Genomic DNA, 16805 nt, shown 5'->3' on the forward strand with positions numbered 1-16805 from the left:
ATGCCCGATTCGCGCACCCTTCCCGACGGGGCTCCGCCCCACCCCTCTGGCGCGCATTCGCGGCCACCCGAGGTCGACCGCGTGGCGGCCTCGCGCCGCGCCGTCGCCGCCCGACGGGAGCGCGCAGCGCTCAAGAAGGACGTCGCGATGCGGGTGATCACGCCCCAGGAGCTGCTGCGGCGTGCCCTCGCAGACCCGACTTCGCCCGCGGGCGCGATGCGCGTGCCGGAGTTCCTGACCGCGATCCCCGCGATCGGCGAAGGCAAGCGCGACCGCATCCTCCACGACCTCGAGATCTCACCCGTCAAGCGGCTCGGCGGACTCGGCTCGCGCCAGCGCGAGGACCTCCGCCGCTTCCTCGACACCCGCTGGCCCGAGATCGAGCCCCGCGGCGGCCGCAGCCGCCTCGTCGTGCTCGCGGGCCCCACGGCGGTCGGCAAGGGCACGGTCGCCGCCCACATCAAGGCGCACCACCCCGAGATCCTGCTCTCCGTGTCGGCGACCACGCGCGCCCCGCGCCCCGGCGAGATCGACGGCGAGCACTACTTCTTCGTCGACGACGCCGAGTTCGACCGGATGATCGAAGACGGAGAGCTGCTGGAGCACGCGACCGTCCACAATGCGTATCGCTACGGCACCCCGCGCAAGCCGATCGAGAAGGCCCTCACCGAGGGGCGCACTGTCCTGCTCGAGATCGACCTCCAGGGCGCCCGCCAGGTGCGGGAGGCCGACACGTCGGCGACGCTCGTGTTCCTGCTGCCGCCGAGCTGGGACGAGTTGGTGCAGCGGCTCGTCGGCCGCGGCACCGAGGGCGCCGCCGAGCGCACGCGGCGCCTGCGCACGGCCAAGACCGAGCTCGCCTCCCAGGGCGAGTTCGACTACCGCGTCGTGAACGACGACGTCGCCCGCGCGGCCGACGAGGTCGCCCGCCTCGCGCACTGACGGCATCCCATTCGATCGATCCGCCCCGCCGCGGCGCCGCCGCACGTCCGCTCGGCGGCCGCCGTCCCGTAGAATGGTGGGATGCCTCGGCACCCCGAGGCCCGCAGACTCCCATTCCGACATCCGATCCAGGAGGTTTCGCCATGGCCGGAACGAACCAGGGCATCATCGAGCCCCCCATCGACAGCCTGCTCGAGAAGGTCGACTCGAAGTACCAGCTCGTGATCTTCGCGTCCAAGCGCGCGCGTCAGATCAACGACTACTACTCCGACCTCCACGAGGGCAACCTGTTCGACAACGTGGGCCCGCTCGTCGACTCGACGGTCGAGGACAAGCCCCTCACGATCGCGATGCACGAGATCCACGAGGACAAGCTGCGCCTGCGCCGCGCGGAGTAATCCCGTTACGAACCCTGTGCCCCCGAAGACGGTGATGTCCGTCTCCGGGGGCATACTGGTGTCCGCCCCCCGGCGTCGGACACCAGGGCGACCGGCGCCACGACAACTGGAGTATCGATGACCGACCTGCGTCTGTTCACGTCCGAATCCGTCACCGAGGGCCATCCCGACAAGATCTGCGACCAGATCTCGGACTCGATCCTCGACGCGATCCTCGAGGCGGACCCGAACGGCCGGGTGGCCGTGGAGACGCTCGTCACCACCGGCCTGGTCCACGTCGCGGGCGAGGTGTCGACCTCTGCCTACGTCGAGATCCCCGCGATCGTGCGCAGCGTCGTCAACCGCATCGGGTACACCTCCAGCGAGACAGGCTTCGACGGCGACTCGTGCGGCGTCAGCGTGTCGATCGGGGCGCAGTCCTCCGACATCGCGGCCGGCGTCGACAAGGCGTTCGAGCGGCGCGAAGACGGTTCCGAGGACCCGCACGACCTGCAGGGCGCAGGCGACCAGGGGATCATGTTCGGCTACGCGACCACCGAGACGCCGCAGCTCATGCCGATGGCAGCCTGGACGGCGCACCGCATGGCGGAGCGTCTCGCCGAGGTGCGCCGGTCGGGGGAGCTGCCGTTCCTGCGACCCGACGGCAAGACCCAGGTCACGCTCGGCTACGAGGGCGACACCCCGCGGACCATCGAGTCTGTCGTGCTGTCGACGCAGCACCAGCCCGACATCTCGCAGAAGGCGCTGCGCGCCGCGGTCCGCGCCGAGGTCATCGACCCGGTCCTCGAGGCGACGGGCCTCGACCTTCCCGACGTGAAGTTCTACATCAACCCCGCCGGCCCGTTCGTCACGGGCGGCCCGAAGGGCGACGCCGGTCTGACCGGCCGCAAGATCATCATCGACACCTACGGCGGAGCCTCGCGCCACGGCGGCGGCGCCTTCAGCGGGAAGGACCCCTCGAAGGTCGACCGCTCGGCGGCGTACGCGATGCGCTGGGTCGCCAAGAACGCGGTCGCGGCCGGGCTCGCCGACCGCCTCGAGGTGCAGGTCGCCTACGCGATCGGCAAGGCCAAGCCCGTCGGACTCTATGTCGAGACCTTCGGCACCGGCCGCGTCGCCGACGATGTCATCACGGCCGCGATCCTCGACGTCTTCGACCTGCGTCCCAAGGCGATCATCGACCAGCTGGATCTGCTGCGCCCGATCTACGCGCAGACCGCGGCATACGGTCACTTCGGTCGCGAGCTGCCCGATTTCACGTGGGAGCGCACCGACCGCGCCGACGCGCTGCGCGCGGCCGCCGGGCTCTGACGCCGGCCGCGTGACCGCGGTGCACGACGACGAGAACGGCGCCGGCGAGGGTGCGCGACCCGCGCGCCGCGTCGCGCGCGTGCTCATCGACTCCCCGCTGCCGCAGCTGGACCGGCTGTTCGACTACGAGATCCCCGCCGAGCTCGCGGCCGACGCGCAGCCCGGCGTGCGGGTGCGCGTGCCGCTGCGCAGCGCCGGACGCGTCGTTGACGGCCTCCTCGTCGAGTTGGGGGAGCCGGATGCCTCCGACCGCCCGCTGTCTCAGCTCGAGGCCGTCGTCTCGCCCGTGGCGGTGCTGACGCCGGCGCTCTACGCGCTCGCGCGCCGTGCCGCCGATCGGGCGGCCGGCTCAGCCGGCGACATCCTGCGGCTTGCCATTCCGAAGCGCATGGTCCGCGCCGAGAAGGCATGGCTGGCGGCCGAGCCGCCTCCGCCTCCCCGCGTGGAGGAGGCGGACGCCGCGTGGGCCGCCGACGTGCTCGCCGTGTATCCCGGCCTCGCCGAGGCGCTGGACGGCGGCGAGCGCCTCGCGCTCGACGCCCCGCCCGTGCCTGCGCAGCTCGAGGACGGCACCGTCGTCGGTTCATGGGCGATCCTCCTCGCCGCGGCGGCGACCCGCGTGCTCGCCGCCGGGCGCAGCGCCGTCATCGCCGTCCCCGACCATCGCGACCGCGCGCAGCTCGAGGCGGCCCTGCTGAGCCGCATCCCTGCCGACGCGTTCGTCCGCGACGACGCCAAGCAGAGCGGTCCCGCCCGGTATGCGGCGTTCCTGCGCACCCTCGCGGACGCACCGTGCGTGGTCATCGGCAACCGCTCCACCGTGTACGCGCCGGTCGGCGACCTCGGGCTCGTCGCGCTGTGGGACGACGGCGATCCGCTCCTCGCCGAACCGCTCAGTCCGGGCGTCCACGCCCGCGACGCGGCACTGCTGCGCCAGGAGCTCCACGGCGGCGCGCTCGTCTTCGCGGGGCACACGCGCACCACCGATGTGGAGCGGCTGGTCGCCGTGGGCTGGGTGCGCGATCTTCCGGCCGCGCGCCGGCTGAGCCCTCGCGTGGTGCTCAGCGCGAACCGTGAGGGCGAGTCACGGGCGGCGCGGGTGCCGTCGTCGGCGTTCGCCGCCGCGCGCGAGGCTCTCGCCGACGGGCCCGTCCTCGTCCAGGTCGCGCGCCCGGGGTATGCCCCCGTCCTCGTCTGCGCGAAGTGCCGCCACCCCGCCCGATGCCCGCACTGCGGTGGGCCGCTGCACGCCGCTCGGCAGGGCGCGGTGCCGACGTGCACGTGGTGCGGTCGCGCCGCCCATGCCTGGGCATGCCCCGAGTGCTCGTCGACCCTGCTGCGCATGGCGTCGTCGGGCAGCGAGCGGACCGCCGACGAGCTCGGGCGGGCCTTTCCCGGCACCCGCGTGATCATCGCCGACGGCGATCATCCGGTCACCGAGGTCGACGGGCGTCCGGCGCTGGTGGTCGCGACTCGGGGGGCCGAACCGCTGGCGATCGGCGGCTACCGGGCGGTGATCCTGCTGGACGGCGATCGGATGCTGATGGCCGAGGATCTGCGCATCGGCGAGTCGTGCCTGCGGTGGTGGTCGAACGCCGCCGCACTGGCCGCTCCGGGCGCCCCGGTGCACCTGGTCGGCGTGGGGGGAGAGGTCGCCCGGGCGCTCGCGACGTGGATGCAGGCCGCCTACGCGCGTGCGGAGCTCGCCGACCGGGCGCCGCTGCGGATGCCGCCCACCGTGCGGGTGGCGGCGGTCGAGGGGCCGCGGCGGGCCGTCGACACCGCTCTGGCGGAGCTCCGGCAGGCAGTGCCCGAGCTCGACGCCGAGGCGGTCCTCGGGCCGCTCGCCCACGGCGAGTCGGTCCGCGCGCTCGTGAGGTTCGAGTACGGCCTGGGCGCCCGCGTGACCGAGAGCCTGCGCGCCTCGGTCGTGAGCCAGGCCGTGAAGGGCCGCCGTCCTGCGAAGGGACGCACACCGGGAGCCGCCAATACACTGAAGGTTCGGGTCGACGTGCCCGATCTCGACCTCTGACCCTCGATCGTTCAGGACCGTCATGCGCCTCGTCTTCGCCGGCACGCCCGAGCCGGCCGTGCCGTCATTGCGGCGGCTCGCGGCCACCGCTCACGACGTCGTCGCGGTCGTCACCCGCCAGGATGCTCCGCTCGGGCGCAAGCGCGTGCTCACCCCGTCTCCCGTCGCCACCGCCGCCGAGGAGCTCGGGATCCCCGTGATCCGCGCCGACCGGCTCGATGCGACCGTCACGGCCGAGATCGCGGCCCTCCAGCCCGATCTCGGGGTGATCGTCGCCTACGGCGGCCTGGTACGCGAGCCGCTGCTGTCGAGCCCTGTCCACGGGTGGATCAACCTGCACTTCTCACTCCTCCCACGCTGGCGCGGCGCGGCGCCCGTGCAGCACGCCCTCATCGCGGGCGATGCGCGCACCGGCGCGAGCGTGTTCCAACTGGTCCCCGCGCTCGACGCCGGCGACGTCTTCGGCGAGCTCGCCATCGACGTGCCCGCGGACGCCACCGCGGGGTCGCTGCTCTCGGCGCTCGCCGACGACGGCGCCGGGCTGCTCGCCGACGTCGTCGATGCGATCGCCGACGGCTCCGCGGTCTCCCGCCCGCAGGTGGGCGAGCCGACCTACGCCTCGAAGCTCGGCGACGACGACGGCCGCGTGCGCTGGGACGAGCCCGCGGACGCCGTGCTCGGGCGCATCCGCGGCGTCACACCCGAACCGGGCGCCCATACGACGATCTCGGGCGTGCGGCTCAAGGTGCTCGCCGTCGCGTCTGCGCCAGCGGACGCTCCGCACCTGCAGCCAGGCGCCCTCGCGCTGCACGGCGGCAAGGTCGTCGCCGGCACCGCGTCCGCGCCGATCGTGCTCGACACGGTTCAGCCGGCGGGCAAGGGCGCCATGCGCGCCGCCGACTGGTGGCGGGGTCTGCGCGATGCGACCCCGGTGGCGGGATCGTGAGCCGCACGATCGCGGCGCGACGCGTCGCCTACGAGACCCTGCGGGCGGTGCACGAGTCGGACGCCTACGCGAACCTGCTCCTGCCGACCGCCATCGCACGCGCCGGTCTCGCGACGCAGGACGCGGCACTGGCCACCGAGCTCACCTACGGAACCCTGCGTCGCCAGGGCACGTACGACGCGGTCATCGAGATCGCCGCCGACCGGCCGGTCGCCGACATCGATCCCGCCGTGCTCGACGCGCTCCGGCTGGGCGTCCACCAGCTGCTGTCGACACGGGTCGCCTCGCACGCGGCCGTCAACGAGTCCGTGGAGCTCGCCCGCGCGGCCGGCGGCCGGGGAGCGGCCGGATTCACCAACGCCGTGCTGCGCCGGGTCTCTCGCGACACCCCGGGGGACTGGATGACGCACGTCGCCGAGAGCGCGCGCTCCGACGACGAGCAGCTCGGGCTGCTGTTCTCGCATCCGGTGTGGGTGGTGCGGGCCTTCCGCCGTGCGCTGGCGGCCGAGGGCCGGGCCGAGGAGCTCGAGGCGCTGCTCACCGCCGACAACGCGTCGCCGCGCGTCACGATGGCGGCCCTTCCCGACCTCGCCGACGTGCCCGAGGACGCGCGCCGCACCCCGTTCTCGCCGATCGGCTTCCGTCTCGGCGGCGGCGACCCGGATTCGACCGTGCGCGGTTCGGGCGGCCGCATCCGGGTGCAGGACGAGGGTTCACAGCTCGCGGCTCTGGCACTGACGCGCGCCCTTCCTGTGACGCCGGGGGAGCTGTGGCTCGACCTGTGTGCGGGCCCCGGAGGCAAGACCGCGGTGCTCGCGGCGGAGGCGCTCGCACACGGCGCGTCCCTCGAGGCCAACGAGATCTCGCCCGCGCGCGCGGGGCTCGTGCGCCAGGCGCTCGCCGGCGTGCCCCTCGAAGTGCCGGTGTCGGAGGCGGACGGCCGGCTGCGTGCGCAGGACGCCCCCGAGACCTACGACCGCATCCTCGTCGACGCGCCCTGCACCGGACTCGGCGCGCTGCGCCGCCGGCCCGAAGCGCGCTGGCGCAAGGCGCCGAGCGACGTCCCGGCGCTCACGCAGCTGCAGCGCGAGCTGCTCACCGAGGCGGTGAGCGCGCTCAAGCCCGGCGGCGTGGTGGCGTACGTGACCTGCTCGCCCCATCTCGCCGAGACGGCGGGCGTCGTGGCCGACATCCGCCGCGAATGGGACGGGGCGATCGAAGAGCTCTCCGCGCGCGACGTCATCACGTCGCTGTCGGATGCCGACCCCGGCCTTCCGCCGCAGGCCGACGGCAGCGGGCGCGCCCAGCTCTGGCCGCACCGCCACAACACCGATGCGATGTCTGTGACGCTCCTGCGCCGCGTCTGAGCTGCCTCAGGCGCCGCGCTCACTCGCGCAGATGAATGCCGTGGGGCATCTGCTCGAACTCCGTGCGCAGCGCGACGAGCGCCGCGCTGTGCGTGCGGCCCAGGTCGCGGGCGTCGACCGTGACTTCGGCGCCCTCCGGCAGCGCCTCGGCGAGCTCGCGCAGCACGGCGACGACACGCTCTGTGCCCGCCAGTCCGAGCTCGCCCGCCAGGCGGAGCACGCGTCCCGTGTCCGTGTCCTCGACCGTGAAGGCCGGAACCGCGACGCTCTCGTGCGGCTCGAGCATGTGCATGCCGAACCGCTCGCCGAGCGTCTCGAGGAGAGCGATGCCGCGTACGGAGTTGCCGTGCTCGTCGAGGCGGGGACTGAATGCGGCGACGCCGAACTGCGACGGGGCGACGGCGAGAAGACCGCCGCTGACCCCGCTCTTCGCCGGCAGGCCGACGCGCAGCAGCCATTCGCCCGAATAGTCGTACATGCCGCAGCTCGTCATGATCGACAGCACGTCACGGGCCACCGCCTCGGCGACGACCCGTTCGCCGGTGACCGGATTGAGGCCGCCGAAGGCGAGGGTCGCCGACATCACGGCGAGGTCGCGAACGGTCACGAGCAGCGAGCACTGGCGGAAGTAGGTCTCGACGGCGATCTCGACCGAGCCGTCGATGATGCCGTACGAGTGCAGGAGGTGTGCCAGCGCGCGGTTGCGGTCGCCGGTCGCCGACTCCGAGGCGTAGACCTGCTCGTCGACCCACAGCGAGCGTCCCGCGAAGGCGGAGAGACCCTCGACGATGCGGGACGTGCGGTCGTCGACGACATCGCCGGGGATCAGCGACGAGGTCGCGATCGCCCCCGCGTTGACCATCGGATTGGCTGGTCGCCCGGTGAGGGGTTCGAGACTGATCGCGTTGAAGGGTTCGCCGCTCGGCTCGGCCCCGACCTTGCGCAGCACCGCGTCGCGCCCCCGGTCGGCCAGTGCGAGGGCGAGCACGAACGGCTTCGAGATCGACTGGATCGTGAACTCGTGAGTGACGTCACCGACCGCCCGCACGCGCCCGCGCGGACCCACCACCGCGAGCGCCAGCCGCTCCGGGTCGGCGGCGGCGAGTTCGGGGATGTATCCCGCCGGGGCGCCGTCGTCGTGGGGCCGGATGTCTTCGAGAACCTCGTGCAGCAGCGCCGTGATGGGATCCACGGGTCGACCATAATGGACGCGTGCTTCCGATCGACGACAGCGGCCGCCAGGTCGGCATCCGCATCAATCCCAGCGTCCTGGCCGCCGACTTCGTCAACATGCAGACGGAGCTCGCGCGCATCGCCACGGCGGACTTCGTCCACGTCGACGTCATGGACAACCACTTCGTGCCGAACCTGACGTTCGGGCCGCAGATGGTCGAGCGCATCCAGGCGACGAGCCCCGTGCCGCTGGACGTCCACCTCATGATCACGAACCCCGACCGCTGGGCACCCGGCTATGCGGAACTCGGCGCCGCCTCGGTCACGTTCCATCTCGAGGCGGCGAAGGAGCCGGTCGCTCTCGCGCGCCGCCTCCGCGCGATCGGCGCGCGCGCCGGTGTCGCGGTGAAGCCTGCGACGCCCGTGGAGGGTCTCTTCGACCTCCTCGACGACTTCGACCAGATCCTCGTGATGACCGTGGAGCCCGGCTTCGGCGGTCAGTCGTTCATGCCCGAGACGATGCCGAAGCTGCGACGCCTGGCGGACGAGGCTCGCCGCCGCGGGTCGTCGGTCTGGCTGCAGGTCGACGGCGGCATCGGCGAGTCGACCATCGCGCAGGCGGCGGAGGCGGGCGCCGACACGTTCGTCGCCGGATCCGCAGTCTTCGGTGCCGACGATCCCGCGAACGCCATCTCCGGGCTCCGGGCATCCGCCCGCGCCCACGCCCACTGACGCCGCGGACCGCGCGTCATCGATTCGAGAGGAAGCGCATGGCCACCGACGACGAGGCGTCCCCTCCGCAGCCCGCGCATCGCCGTCACCTCCATCGTCTCCTCGACGCCTACAGCGGCGAGCACGCGGTCTACGGCCTCGTCCTCGTGACGGCTCTCGTCGCGGTCGGCTGGGAGGAGGACACCGACTTCGAAGTGCTGCTGTTCGTCTTCGGCACCGTTGTCATCTTCTGGCTCGCGCACATCTACGCCGCGGTGGTCGCCAGCCGCGCCGTCCGCCCCGCGAAGCCGCTGATGACGGCGATCGGCGACGGCGCCCGTCACTCCTCGGGGATGCTGATCGCGATGCTCGTTCCGGCTGCGCTGCTGCTGCTGGGCGCGCTCGGCCTGGTCGAGGAGTACACCGCGTACTTCCTAGCGCTCGGCAGCGGCATCGTGCTGCTCGCGGTGATCGGCTATGCGAACGCCGCCCGCAACGGGAGCTCCTGGCCCTGGCGGATCGCCGGCCTCCTGGCGACGACACTGCTCGGCATGCTGGTGATCGGGCTGAGCATCCTCGCGCACTGAAGCCCACGCCGGGCCGGGCCGCCCGGCTCGCGTCACGCGGCGCCGCGGCATCCGTCCGGTGGGTCCGGGTAACGCGCGCTGCGCGTGTATCGAAGGGCGATACCCTGGCATGGTGAAGACGTTCGACACGCTGTACGCCGAGCTCGCCGCGAAAGCGGCCGAGCGCCCCGAGGGTTCGGGAACCGTCGCACAGCTGGACGCGGGCGTGCACGCGATCGGCAAGAAGATCGTGGAAGAGGCCGCCGAGGTGTGGATGGCGGCCGAGTACGAGTCGACGGATGCCGCAGCCGAGGAGATCTCTCAGCTGCTGTACCACCTGCAGGTGCTGATGCTCGCGAAGGGGCTGAGCCTCGAGGATGTCTACCGACATCTCTGAGCCGCGATCCTCATCCGTCCTCGAACCCGAAAGCCACGCTGCCATGCTGCGAATCGCCGTGCCGAACAAGGGATCGCTCGCCGAGACCGCCTCCGAGATGCTCCACGAGGCGGGTTACATCGGGCGCCGCGACCCGAAGGACCTCCACGTCATCGACCCTCAGAACGAGGTCGAGTTCTTCTATCTCCGCCCCAAGGACATCGCCACCTACGTCGGCTCGGGCGCGCTCGACGTCGGCATCACCGGCCGTGACCTGCTGCTCGACGCGCGGATGCCCGGCGCCCGCGAGATCGAGCAGCTCGGGTTCGCGGCCTCCACCTTCCGCTTCGCGGCGCCCGCCGGGCGCTTCTCCGAGGTGACCGACCTCGAGGGCGCGCGCATCGCGACCTCGTACCCGGGGCTCGTCGACGGCTTCCTCGACGAGCACGGCGTCGCCGCGGACCTCGTGCCGCTCGACGGCGCCGTCGAGTCGGCCGTCGAGCTGGGCGTCGCGGACGCGATCGCCGACGTCGTGGAGACCGGCACCACGCTGCGCCAGGCGGGCCTGGACGTCTTCGGGCCGGTGATCCTCAAGTCCGAGGCCGTGCTCATCGGCGCGCCGACCGAGGCGGAGGGCGTCGAGACGCTGCTCCGGCGCCTGCGGGGCGTCATGGTGGCTCAGCGCTACGTCATGGTCGACTACGACCTGCCGGCGGATCTCGTCGACACCGCCGTCCAGATCGCTCCCGGCATCGAGTCGCCGACCATCTCCCCGCTGCGGGATGCGGCGTGGGTGGCGGTGCGGGTGATGGTCGCCCGCAAGGGCGTCAACCAGGTCATGGACGCGCTGTACGCGATCGGCGCCCGCGCGATCCTCGTGACAGCGATCCACAACGCGAGGCTCTGATGGACGGGACAGCACCGACGAACGGAGCCGTGTCATGAGCCTGGTCTGCCGCGTCATCCCGTGCCTCGACGTCGCCGCGGGTCGCGTCGTGAAGGGCGTCAACTTCCAGAACCTGCGCGACATGGGCGATCCCGTCGAGCTCGCGCGGGAGTACTTCCACCAGGGCGCCGACGAGATCACCTTCCTCGACGTGACGGCGACGGTCGACGAGCGGTCCACGACCTACGACGTCGTCCGGCGCACCGCCGAAGAGGTCTTCATCCCGCTCACCGTCGGCGGCGGAGTCCGCTCGGCCGACGACGTCGGCCGGCTGCTGGCCGTGGGCGCCGACAAGATCGGCGTGAACTCCGCCGCCATCGCCCGCCCCGCGCTCCTCGACGAGATCGCCGACCGGTTCGGCGCCCAGGTGCTCGTGCTCTCGCTCGACGTGAAGCGCGCCTCGCCCGACCTGCTCGACCGGGTGCCGTCCGGCTTCGTCGTCACGACGCACGGCGGGCGCACCGAGACGGAGCTCGACGCGCTGGAATGGGCGCGCGAAGCGGTCGAGCGCGGCGCAGGCGAGCTGCTGGTCAACTCGATCGACGCCGACGGCACGAAGCAGGGGTTCGACCTCGAGCTCGTGGCCCTCATGCGCGAGGTCGCCAGCGTGCCGGTGATCGCCTCGGGAGGCGCGGGCTCGGCCGCCGACTTCGGTCCCGCCATCGCCGCGGGCGCCGACGCCGTGCTCGCGGCATCCGTCTTCCACTCCGGCCAGCTCACCATCGGCGACGTCAAGGCCGCGATGGCCGCCGACGGCATCGCGGTGCGGGAGGTGGCGGCATGAGCGAGAGTGTCGACGAGCGCATCGCACGCGTGACGTTCACCCCCGACGGCCTGGTGGCGGCGATCATCCAGCAATGGGACACGCGCGAGGTCCTCATGCTCGGCTGGATGGATGCCGAAGCCCTCCGCCGCACCCTCACCGAGGGCCGCGTGACCTTCTGGTCGCGCTCCCGCCAGGAGTACTGGCGCAAGGGCGACACGTCCGGCAACATCCAGCTGGTGCGCGAGGCGCGCCTGGACTGCGATGGCGACGCCGTGCTGGTCGAGGTCGAGCAGATCGGGCCCGCCTGCCACACCGGCACCCGCACGTGCTTCGACGCGGACGACCTCGAGGCCGTCCGCGGCCCGGAGGCCGTCGCGTGATCCACAGGGCGCGACTGCTCGCCGTCGTCGTCACGGTGCTGTGCGGGGCGATCGGGGTGATCTCGTCGACGCAGACGTGGCTCACCGTCGTGCTCGAGGACGCTGCCCGCCACGTGCTCGAGGTGCCGGGCGCCTCGGCTCTGCCGGTACTTGCCCCGCTCAGCCTCGCCGTGCTCGCTCTCGGCGCGGCCCTCTCGATCGTCGGGCTCGCGCTGCGGTACATCTTCGGCGCACTTGCCGTCCTCATCGGTGGCGTGCTGGCCTGGCTGACCGCCCGCATCGTGCTGGAGCATCCCGTCTCGGCCGTCGCCTCCGTCGTCACCGAATCCACCGGCATCGCGGGCGAGTCGTCCGTCGCGACGCTCGTCGCGTCGATCGACGCGACGCTCTGGCCGGGGGTGACCCTCGCCGTCTGGGTGGTGCTCATCGCAGCCGGAGGATTCGTCCTCGCCACCGCACACGGCTGGTCGCGCACCGGGCGGCGGTACCGCACGGACGACGCCGCACAGCCGGCTCTGCGGGCCGGTTCCCGCCGTCCCGGCGGCGACGGTTCGCGCCCCCACGACGCCGCCGGATCCCGGGCCATCGACGACTGGGACGACCTGTCGCGTGGCGAGGATCCCACCGCCTGACCGCTAGACTGGCGTCATCCCGCGCTTCCCAGGCTTCACGAGGAGATATCCATGAGCAACAACATCGGCGACCCCGGCCACGGACACTCGCCCGCCGCCTGGACGGCCGTCGTGATCATGCTCGTGGCGGTCGCACTCGGAACCCTCTTCTACTTCCTCGACATGCCCGCCCTCGTGTGGGCATCCGCCGGTCTCCTCGTCGTCGGCGCGATCGTCGGCTGGGCGATGTCGCGCGCCGGTTACGGCGTGAACGGGTCGAAGTACGTGGCGAAAGAGCACTGATCGTGCTCGCCGACCTGACGGCCGGCGCGGTTGAGGATGCCGAGGCACGCGCCTCGTTGCGGCCAGTGGCGGCAGTCGAGGCCGCAGCGCTGGCGCAGCGTCCCGCGATCGACGCCGTCGCCGCCCTCGCTCCCTCCGACCGCGTCAAGATCATCGCCGAGGTCAAGCGGGCGAGCCCCTCGCGGGGCGACCTCGCGGCGATCCCCGACCCCGCGTTGCAGGCCCGTCGCTACGAGGAGGGCGGCGCGTCCGCGATCTCCGTCCTCACCGAGGGACGGCGCTTCAAGGGAAGCCTCGCCGACCTCGAGGCGGTGAAGGCCGCGGTCACCCTGCCGGTGCTGCGCAAGGACTTCATCGCCACCGAGTACCAGGTGCTCGAGGCCCGGGCCGCCGGTGCGGACCTCGTGCTGCTCATCGTCGCCGCGCTCGAGCAGGATGTGCTCGCCCGCCTGCACGCGTTCACCCGCGAGCTGGGCATGACCGCGCTCGTCGAGACGCACTCGGCCGCAGAGGTCGACCGTGCGGCAGAGCTCGACGCGCAGCTCATCGGCGTCAATGCACGCGACCTGTCGACGTTCCAGCTCGACCGCGACCTGTTCGGGCGGCTGGCGGAGCGCATCCCCGCCGGCGCGGTGAGGATCGCCGAGTCGGCTGTGCTCGTCCCCGAGGACGTCGCCCACTACCGGGCGGCGGGCGCGGACGTCGTCCTCGTCGGCGAGGCCCTGGTCACCAACGATCCCGTATCCACCCTGCGCGCCTTCCTGCAGGCAGGCGCGGGCGATGCACTGAGCGAAGGAAGGGCGACGCAGTGAGTCTTCGCGAGGCCCCCGGGCCGCTGTTCGGCGAGTTCGGCGGGCGCTACATGCCCGAATCCCTCATCGCCGCCATCGATGAGCTGGCGGCCGAGTACGAGGCCGCCAAGGTCGATCCCGCGTTCCAGTCCGAGTTCGTCCGCCTGCTCCACTCGTACGCGGGCCGCCCGTCGCCGATCACCGAGGTGGCGCGGTTCGCCGAGCACGCCGGGGGAGCGCGCGTGTTCCTCAAGCGCGAGGACCTGAACCACACCGGCTCGCACAAGATCAACAACGTGCTCGGCCAGGCGCTGCTCACCCAGCGCCTCGGCAAGACCCGCGTGATCGCCGAGACGGGCGCCGGCCAGCACGGCGTCGCGACCGCGACCGCCGCGGCGCTGTTCGGCTTCGAGTGCACGATCTACATGGGCGAGGTCGACACCGAGCGCCAGGCGCTCAACGTCGCCCGCATGCGCCTCTTGGGCGCCGAGGTGGTGCCGGTGAAGACCGGCTCGCGCACGCTGAAGGACGCCATCAACGACGCCTACCGCGACTGGGTCGCCAGCGTCGAGACGACGAACTACATCTTCGGCACCGCCGCGGGACCGCATCCGTTCCCGGCGATGGTGCGCGACTTCCAGAAGGTGATCTCCGAAGAGGCGCGCGCCCAGCTGCTCGAAGAGGCCGGGCGGCTTCCGGATGCCGTCATCGCCTGCGTCGGCGGCGGCTCGAACGCCATCGGCATGTTCGACGCCTTCCTCGACGACGACGTGAAGCTCTACGGGGTGGAGGCCGCCGGCGACGGCGTGGACACTCCTCGCCACGCCGCATCGATCGAGCGCGGACGCCCGGGAGTGCTGCACGGCGCGAAGACCTACGTACTGCAGGACGAGGACGGCCAGACGGTCGAGTCGCACTCCATCTCGGCGGGACTCGACTACCCGGGCGTCGGACCCGAGCACGCCTGGCTCGCCTCGATCGGGCGTGCCGAGTACATCCCCGCGACCGACGACGAGGCGATGCAGGCGCTGCGGCTGCTCTCCGAGACCGAGGGCATCATTCCGGCGATCGAGTCGGCGCACGCCCTCGCCGGCGCGCTGCGCATCGGGCGGGAGCTCGGCCCGGACGCGATCCTCGCGGTCTGCCTATCGGGCCGCGGCGACAAGGACATGGACACCGCCGCGCGCTACTTCCACCTGTACGACGCTGCCGCCGCTGCGGCGGAGGGCGCCGGGCCAGTCGAGACCGCACCGTCCGACGACGCCGCCAAGGGAGAGGGCACCAAGCTATGAGCTCCCGCGTCGCCGCGGCGATCGACGCCGCCAACGCCGCCGGTCGAGGCGCGTTCGTCGGCTACCTGCCGATCGGCTACCCCGACCTGCGCACGAGCATCGACGCGGCCGTCGCCCTCGCCGAGAACGGCGCCGACGTCCTCGAGCTCGGCCCGCCCTACTCCGACCCGGTGATGGACGGCACCGTCATCCAGGAGGCCACGCAGGCCGCCCTCGCCGGCGGCTTCCGGCTGCGCGACACGTTCACGGCGGTGCGCGAGATCACACGCCGCGTGGACGTTCCGGTGCTCGTGATGACGTACTGGAACCCCGTGCTGCAGTACGGGGTCGACCGATACGCCGACGATCTCCTCGCCGCCGGGGGAGCGGGCCTCATCACCCCGGACATCACGCCCGAAGCCGCGCCCGAGTGGATCGCGGCCAGCGAGCGCACGGGACTGGACCGCGTGTTCCTCGCCGCGCCGACATCGACCGACGAGCGCCTCGAGCTGATCGTCCGGCAGTCCACCGGGTTCGTCTACACGGTCTCCACCATGGGCATCACCGGCGAACGGGCGCAGCTGGATGCCGCCGCACGCACGCTCGTCGCCCGGCTGCGCGAGCACGGCGTCGAGCACGCCTGTGTCGGCATCGGCATCTCGAACGCCGATCAGGTGGCGGGCGTCCTCGAGTACGCCGACGGCGCGATCGTCGGCACCGCGCTCGTCCGGGCGCTGCGCGAGGGGGGAATCGACGGCCTCGCCGCGACCGCGCGCAGCCTCGCCGCCGGCACCGCGCGCAGCGCGAACTAGACTTCTCAGGTCGGCGCGTGCGCCGGCCCCTCCCGCACGGATCCAGCAAGGACACGGTTCTCCCATGATCACCGCCGCCGCGAGCGTCGTCGCCAGCATCCCGAGCCCGTCGATCAGCTACTTCGACATCGGCCCCCTGCGGATCCACATCTACGCGCTGTGCATCATCACGGGGATCATCGTCGCCGTGCTGTGGACGAACGCCCGCCTCACCAAGCGGGGGGCCGAGCCGTGGGTCGTCATCGACATCGCCCTGCTCGCCGTGCCGCTCGCGATCATCACCGCCCGGATCTACCACGTCCTCACGCACTGGAGCTTCTACTTCGGCGAGGGTGCGAACCCGTTGTCGGCGCTGTACATCTGGGAGGGCGGCATCGCGATCTACGGCGCCCTCATCGGCGGCGCCGTCGGCGCGTGGCTCGGCTGCCGGTGGACCGGCATCCGCTTCTGGACCTTCGCCGACGCGCTCGCGCCCGGCCTCCTCCTCGCCCAGGCGATCGGCCGCTTCGGCAACTGGTTCAACCAGGAGCTGTACGGCCTGCCGACCGATGTGCCGTGGGGCCTCGAGATCGACTACCCGAACCCCGCGTGGCCGATCGGCCTGCCGGAGGGGACGCTCTTCCACCCCACCTTCCTCTACGAGGTTCTCTGGAACGCGCTGGGCGTCCTGGTGATCGTGTGGGTCGGCCGCCGCTTCCGCCTGCAGTGGGGGCGCCTGTTCGCCGTATACCTCATGTGGTACAGCGCCGGACGCATCGTGTGGGAGTCGATCCGCATCGACCCCAGCGACATCTTCCTGGGCCTGCGCACCAACGTCTGGGCGGCCATCCTGGGCGTCGTCGTCGGTCTGGCGATCTTCTTCGTGCAGAAGCGCCGCCACCCGGGTCTCGAGCCGTCGCCCTATGTGTCCGGCCGCGAGTGGAACGCCGGACAGGCTGTACAATCGCAGAACACCGACGACTTCGTCGACGTCAGCGAACCCCCGACGTCCGAGGTCGAAGAGGTCAGCGCCACAAGCACTCCTGCCACCAAATAACGCCGCTCAGTTCCCGAGGAGCGTGCGCCCAGGGCCGACGTCGTCCCATCTTGACTATCAACGTGAG

The 16805-nt window shown here is 72.2% G+C and carries 19 protein-coding genes; 18 read left to right on the forward strand and 1 reads right to left on the reverse strand.

Features of this window, described 5'->3' with window-relative positions; genetic code table 11:
• From gmk to MRBLWS13_RS02920, 6 genes are all read left to right on the forward strand, one after another.
• Positions 1-942 carry a guanylate kinase gene (gene gmk, locus MRBLWS13_RS02895; protein WP_349427562.1) on the forward strand — a complete coding sequence of 314 codons (942 nt, stop codon included), beginning with the start codon at positions 1-3 and terminating at the stop codon, positions 940-942.
• 143 nt (positions 943-1085) lie between these two features.
• Entirely contained in the window at positions 1086-1340 is a 255-nt protein-coding gene (gene rpoZ / locus MRBLWS13_RS02900) for a DNA-directed RNA polymerase subunit omega (protein ID WP_018170775.1), read from the forward strand.
• Between the two features lie 117 nt (positions 1341-1457).
• A complete protein-coding gene (metK, locus tag MRBLWS13_RS02905; RefSeq protein WP_349427563.1) occupies positions 1458-2651 on the forward strand; it encodes a methionine adenosyltransferase in 1194 nt (397 codons plus the stop codon).
• Between the two features lie 10 nt (positions 2652-2661).
• The gene (locus MRBLWS13_RS02910) at positions 2662-4683 is read left to right on the forward strand and encodes a primosomal protein N' (protein WP_349427564.1); all 2022 of its coding nucleotides are present in this window, start codon (positions 2662-2664) and stop codon (positions 4681-4683) included.
• Positions 4684-4705: 22 nt separating this feature from the next.
• Positions 4706-5629: a methionyl-tRNA formyltransferase gene (gene fmt, locus MRBLWS13_RS02915; protein ID WP_349427565.1), complete on the forward strand. Its 924-nt coding sequence runs from the start codon at positions 4706-4708 to the stop codon at positions 5627-5629.
• Positions 5626-6996, forward strand: coding sequence for a transcription antitermination factor NusB (locus tag MRBLWS13_RS02920; RefSeq protein ID WP_349427566.1), 1371 nt, complete (start codon positions 5626-5628; stop codon positions 6994-6996). The genes fmt and MRBLWS13_RS02920 overlap by 4 nt, the downstream gene beginning before the upstream one ends.
• 19 nt (positions 6997-7015) lie before the next feature.
• Here MRBLWS13_RS02920 and glsA read toward each other — a convergent pair whose 3' ends face one another.
• On the reverse strand, positions 7016-8188 hold the full coding sequence (glsA, locus tag MRBLWS13_RS02925) for a glutaminase A (RefSeq protein ID WP_349427567.1): 1173 nt from the start codon (positions 8186-8188) through the stop codon (positions 7016-7018).
• Between the two features lie 98 nt (positions 8189-8286).
• Here glsA and rpe point away from each other — a divergent pair, with 98 nt between their 5' ends.
• The 12 genes from rpe to lgt all read left to right on the forward strand — a co-directional run bounded on the left by rpe (position 8287) and on the right by lgt (position 16738).
• Positions 8287-8901, forward strand: coding sequence for a ribulose-phosphate 3-epimerase (gene rpe / locus MRBLWS13_RS02930; protein ID WP_349428968.1), 615 nt, complete (start codon positions 8287-8289; stop codon positions 8899-8901).
• 38 nt (positions 8902-8939) lie between these two features.
• On the forward strand, positions 8940-9467 hold the full coding sequence (locus MRBLWS13_RS02935) for a hypothetical protein (RefSeq protein WP_349427568.1): 528 nt from the start codon (positions 8940-8942) through the stop codon (positions 9465-9467).
• A 112-nt stretch (positions 9468-9579) separates the two neighbouring features.
• Positions 9580-9843 carry a phosphoribosyl-ATP diphosphatase gene (locus MRBLWS13_RS02940; protein WP_045302883.1) on the forward strand — a complete coding sequence of 88 codons (264 nt, stop codon included), beginning with the start codon at positions 9580-9582 and terminating at the stop codon, positions 9841-9843.
• A 43-nt stretch (positions 9844-9886) separates the two neighbouring features.
• Complete coding sequence (gene hisG, locus MRBLWS13_RS02945; protein WP_349427569.1) at positions 9887-10729, forward strand: ATP phosphoribosyltransferase; 843 nt, start codon at positions 9887-9889, stop codon at positions 10727-10729.
• Between the two features lie 34 nt (positions 10730-10763).
• Complete coding sequence (hisF, locus tag MRBLWS13_RS02950) at positions 10764-11552, forward strand: imidazole glycerol phosphate synthase subunit HisF (protein WP_349427570.1); 789 nt, start codon at positions 10764-10766, stop codon at positions 11550-11552.
• Complete coding sequence (hisI, locus tag MRBLWS13_RS02955) at positions 11549-11914, forward strand: phosphoribosyl-AMP cyclohydrolase (RefSeq protein WP_349427571.1); 366 nt, start codon at positions 11549-11551, stop codon at positions 11912-11914. Before hisF ends, hisI begins: the two co-directional genes overlap by 4 nt.
• Positions 11911-12546, forward strand: a complete 636-nt coding sequence (locus MRBLWS13_RS02960) for a Trp biosynthesis-associated membrane protein (protein ID WP_349427572.1) — start codon at positions 11911-11913, stop codon at positions 12544-12546. Before hisI ends, MRBLWS13_RS02960 begins: the two co-directional genes overlap by 4 nt.
• Before the next feature lie 51 nt (positions 12547-12597).
• The gene (locus tag MRBLWS13_RS02965) at positions 12598-12828 is read left to right on the forward strand and encodes a DUF6704 family protein (RefSeq protein WP_349427573.1); all 231 of its coding nucleotides are present in this window, start codon (positions 12598-12600) and stop codon (positions 12826-12828) included.
• Positions 12829-12830: 2 nt separating this feature from the next.
• Complete coding sequence (trpC, locus tag MRBLWS13_RS02970) at positions 12831-13640, forward strand: indole-3-glycerol phosphate synthase TrpC (RefSeq protein WP_349427574.1); 810 nt, start codon at positions 12831-12833, stop codon at positions 13638-13640.
• Positions 13637-14911, forward strand: coding sequence for a tryptophan synthase subunit beta (gene trpB / locus MRBLWS13_RS02975; protein WP_349427575.1), 1275 nt, complete (start codon positions 13637-13639; stop codon positions 14909-14911). Before trpC ends, trpB begins: the two co-directional genes overlap by 4 nt.
• Positions 14908-15702, forward strand: a complete 795-nt coding sequence (gene trpA, locus MRBLWS13_RS02980; protein ID WP_349427576.1) for a tryptophan synthase subunit alpha — start codon at positions 14908-14910, stop codon at positions 15700-15702. The genes trpB and trpA overlap by 4 nt, the downstream gene beginning before the upstream one ends.
• Before the next feature lie 64 nt (positions 15703-15766).
• Positions 15767-16738 carry a prolipoprotein diacylglyceryl transferase gene (gene lgt / locus MRBLWS13_RS02985; RefSeq protein ID WP_349427577.1) on the forward strand — a complete coding sequence of 324 codons (972 nt, stop codon included), beginning with the start codon at positions 15767-15769 and terminating at the stop codon, positions 16736-16738.
• The last annotated feature ends 67 nt before the right edge of the window (positions 16739-16805 follow it).

The organism is Microbacterium sp. LWS13-1.2, assembly GCF_040144835.1.
In the GTDB taxonomy this organism is placed as follows: Bacteria; Actinomycetota; Actinomycetes; order Actinomycetales; family Microbacteriaceae; genus Microbacterium.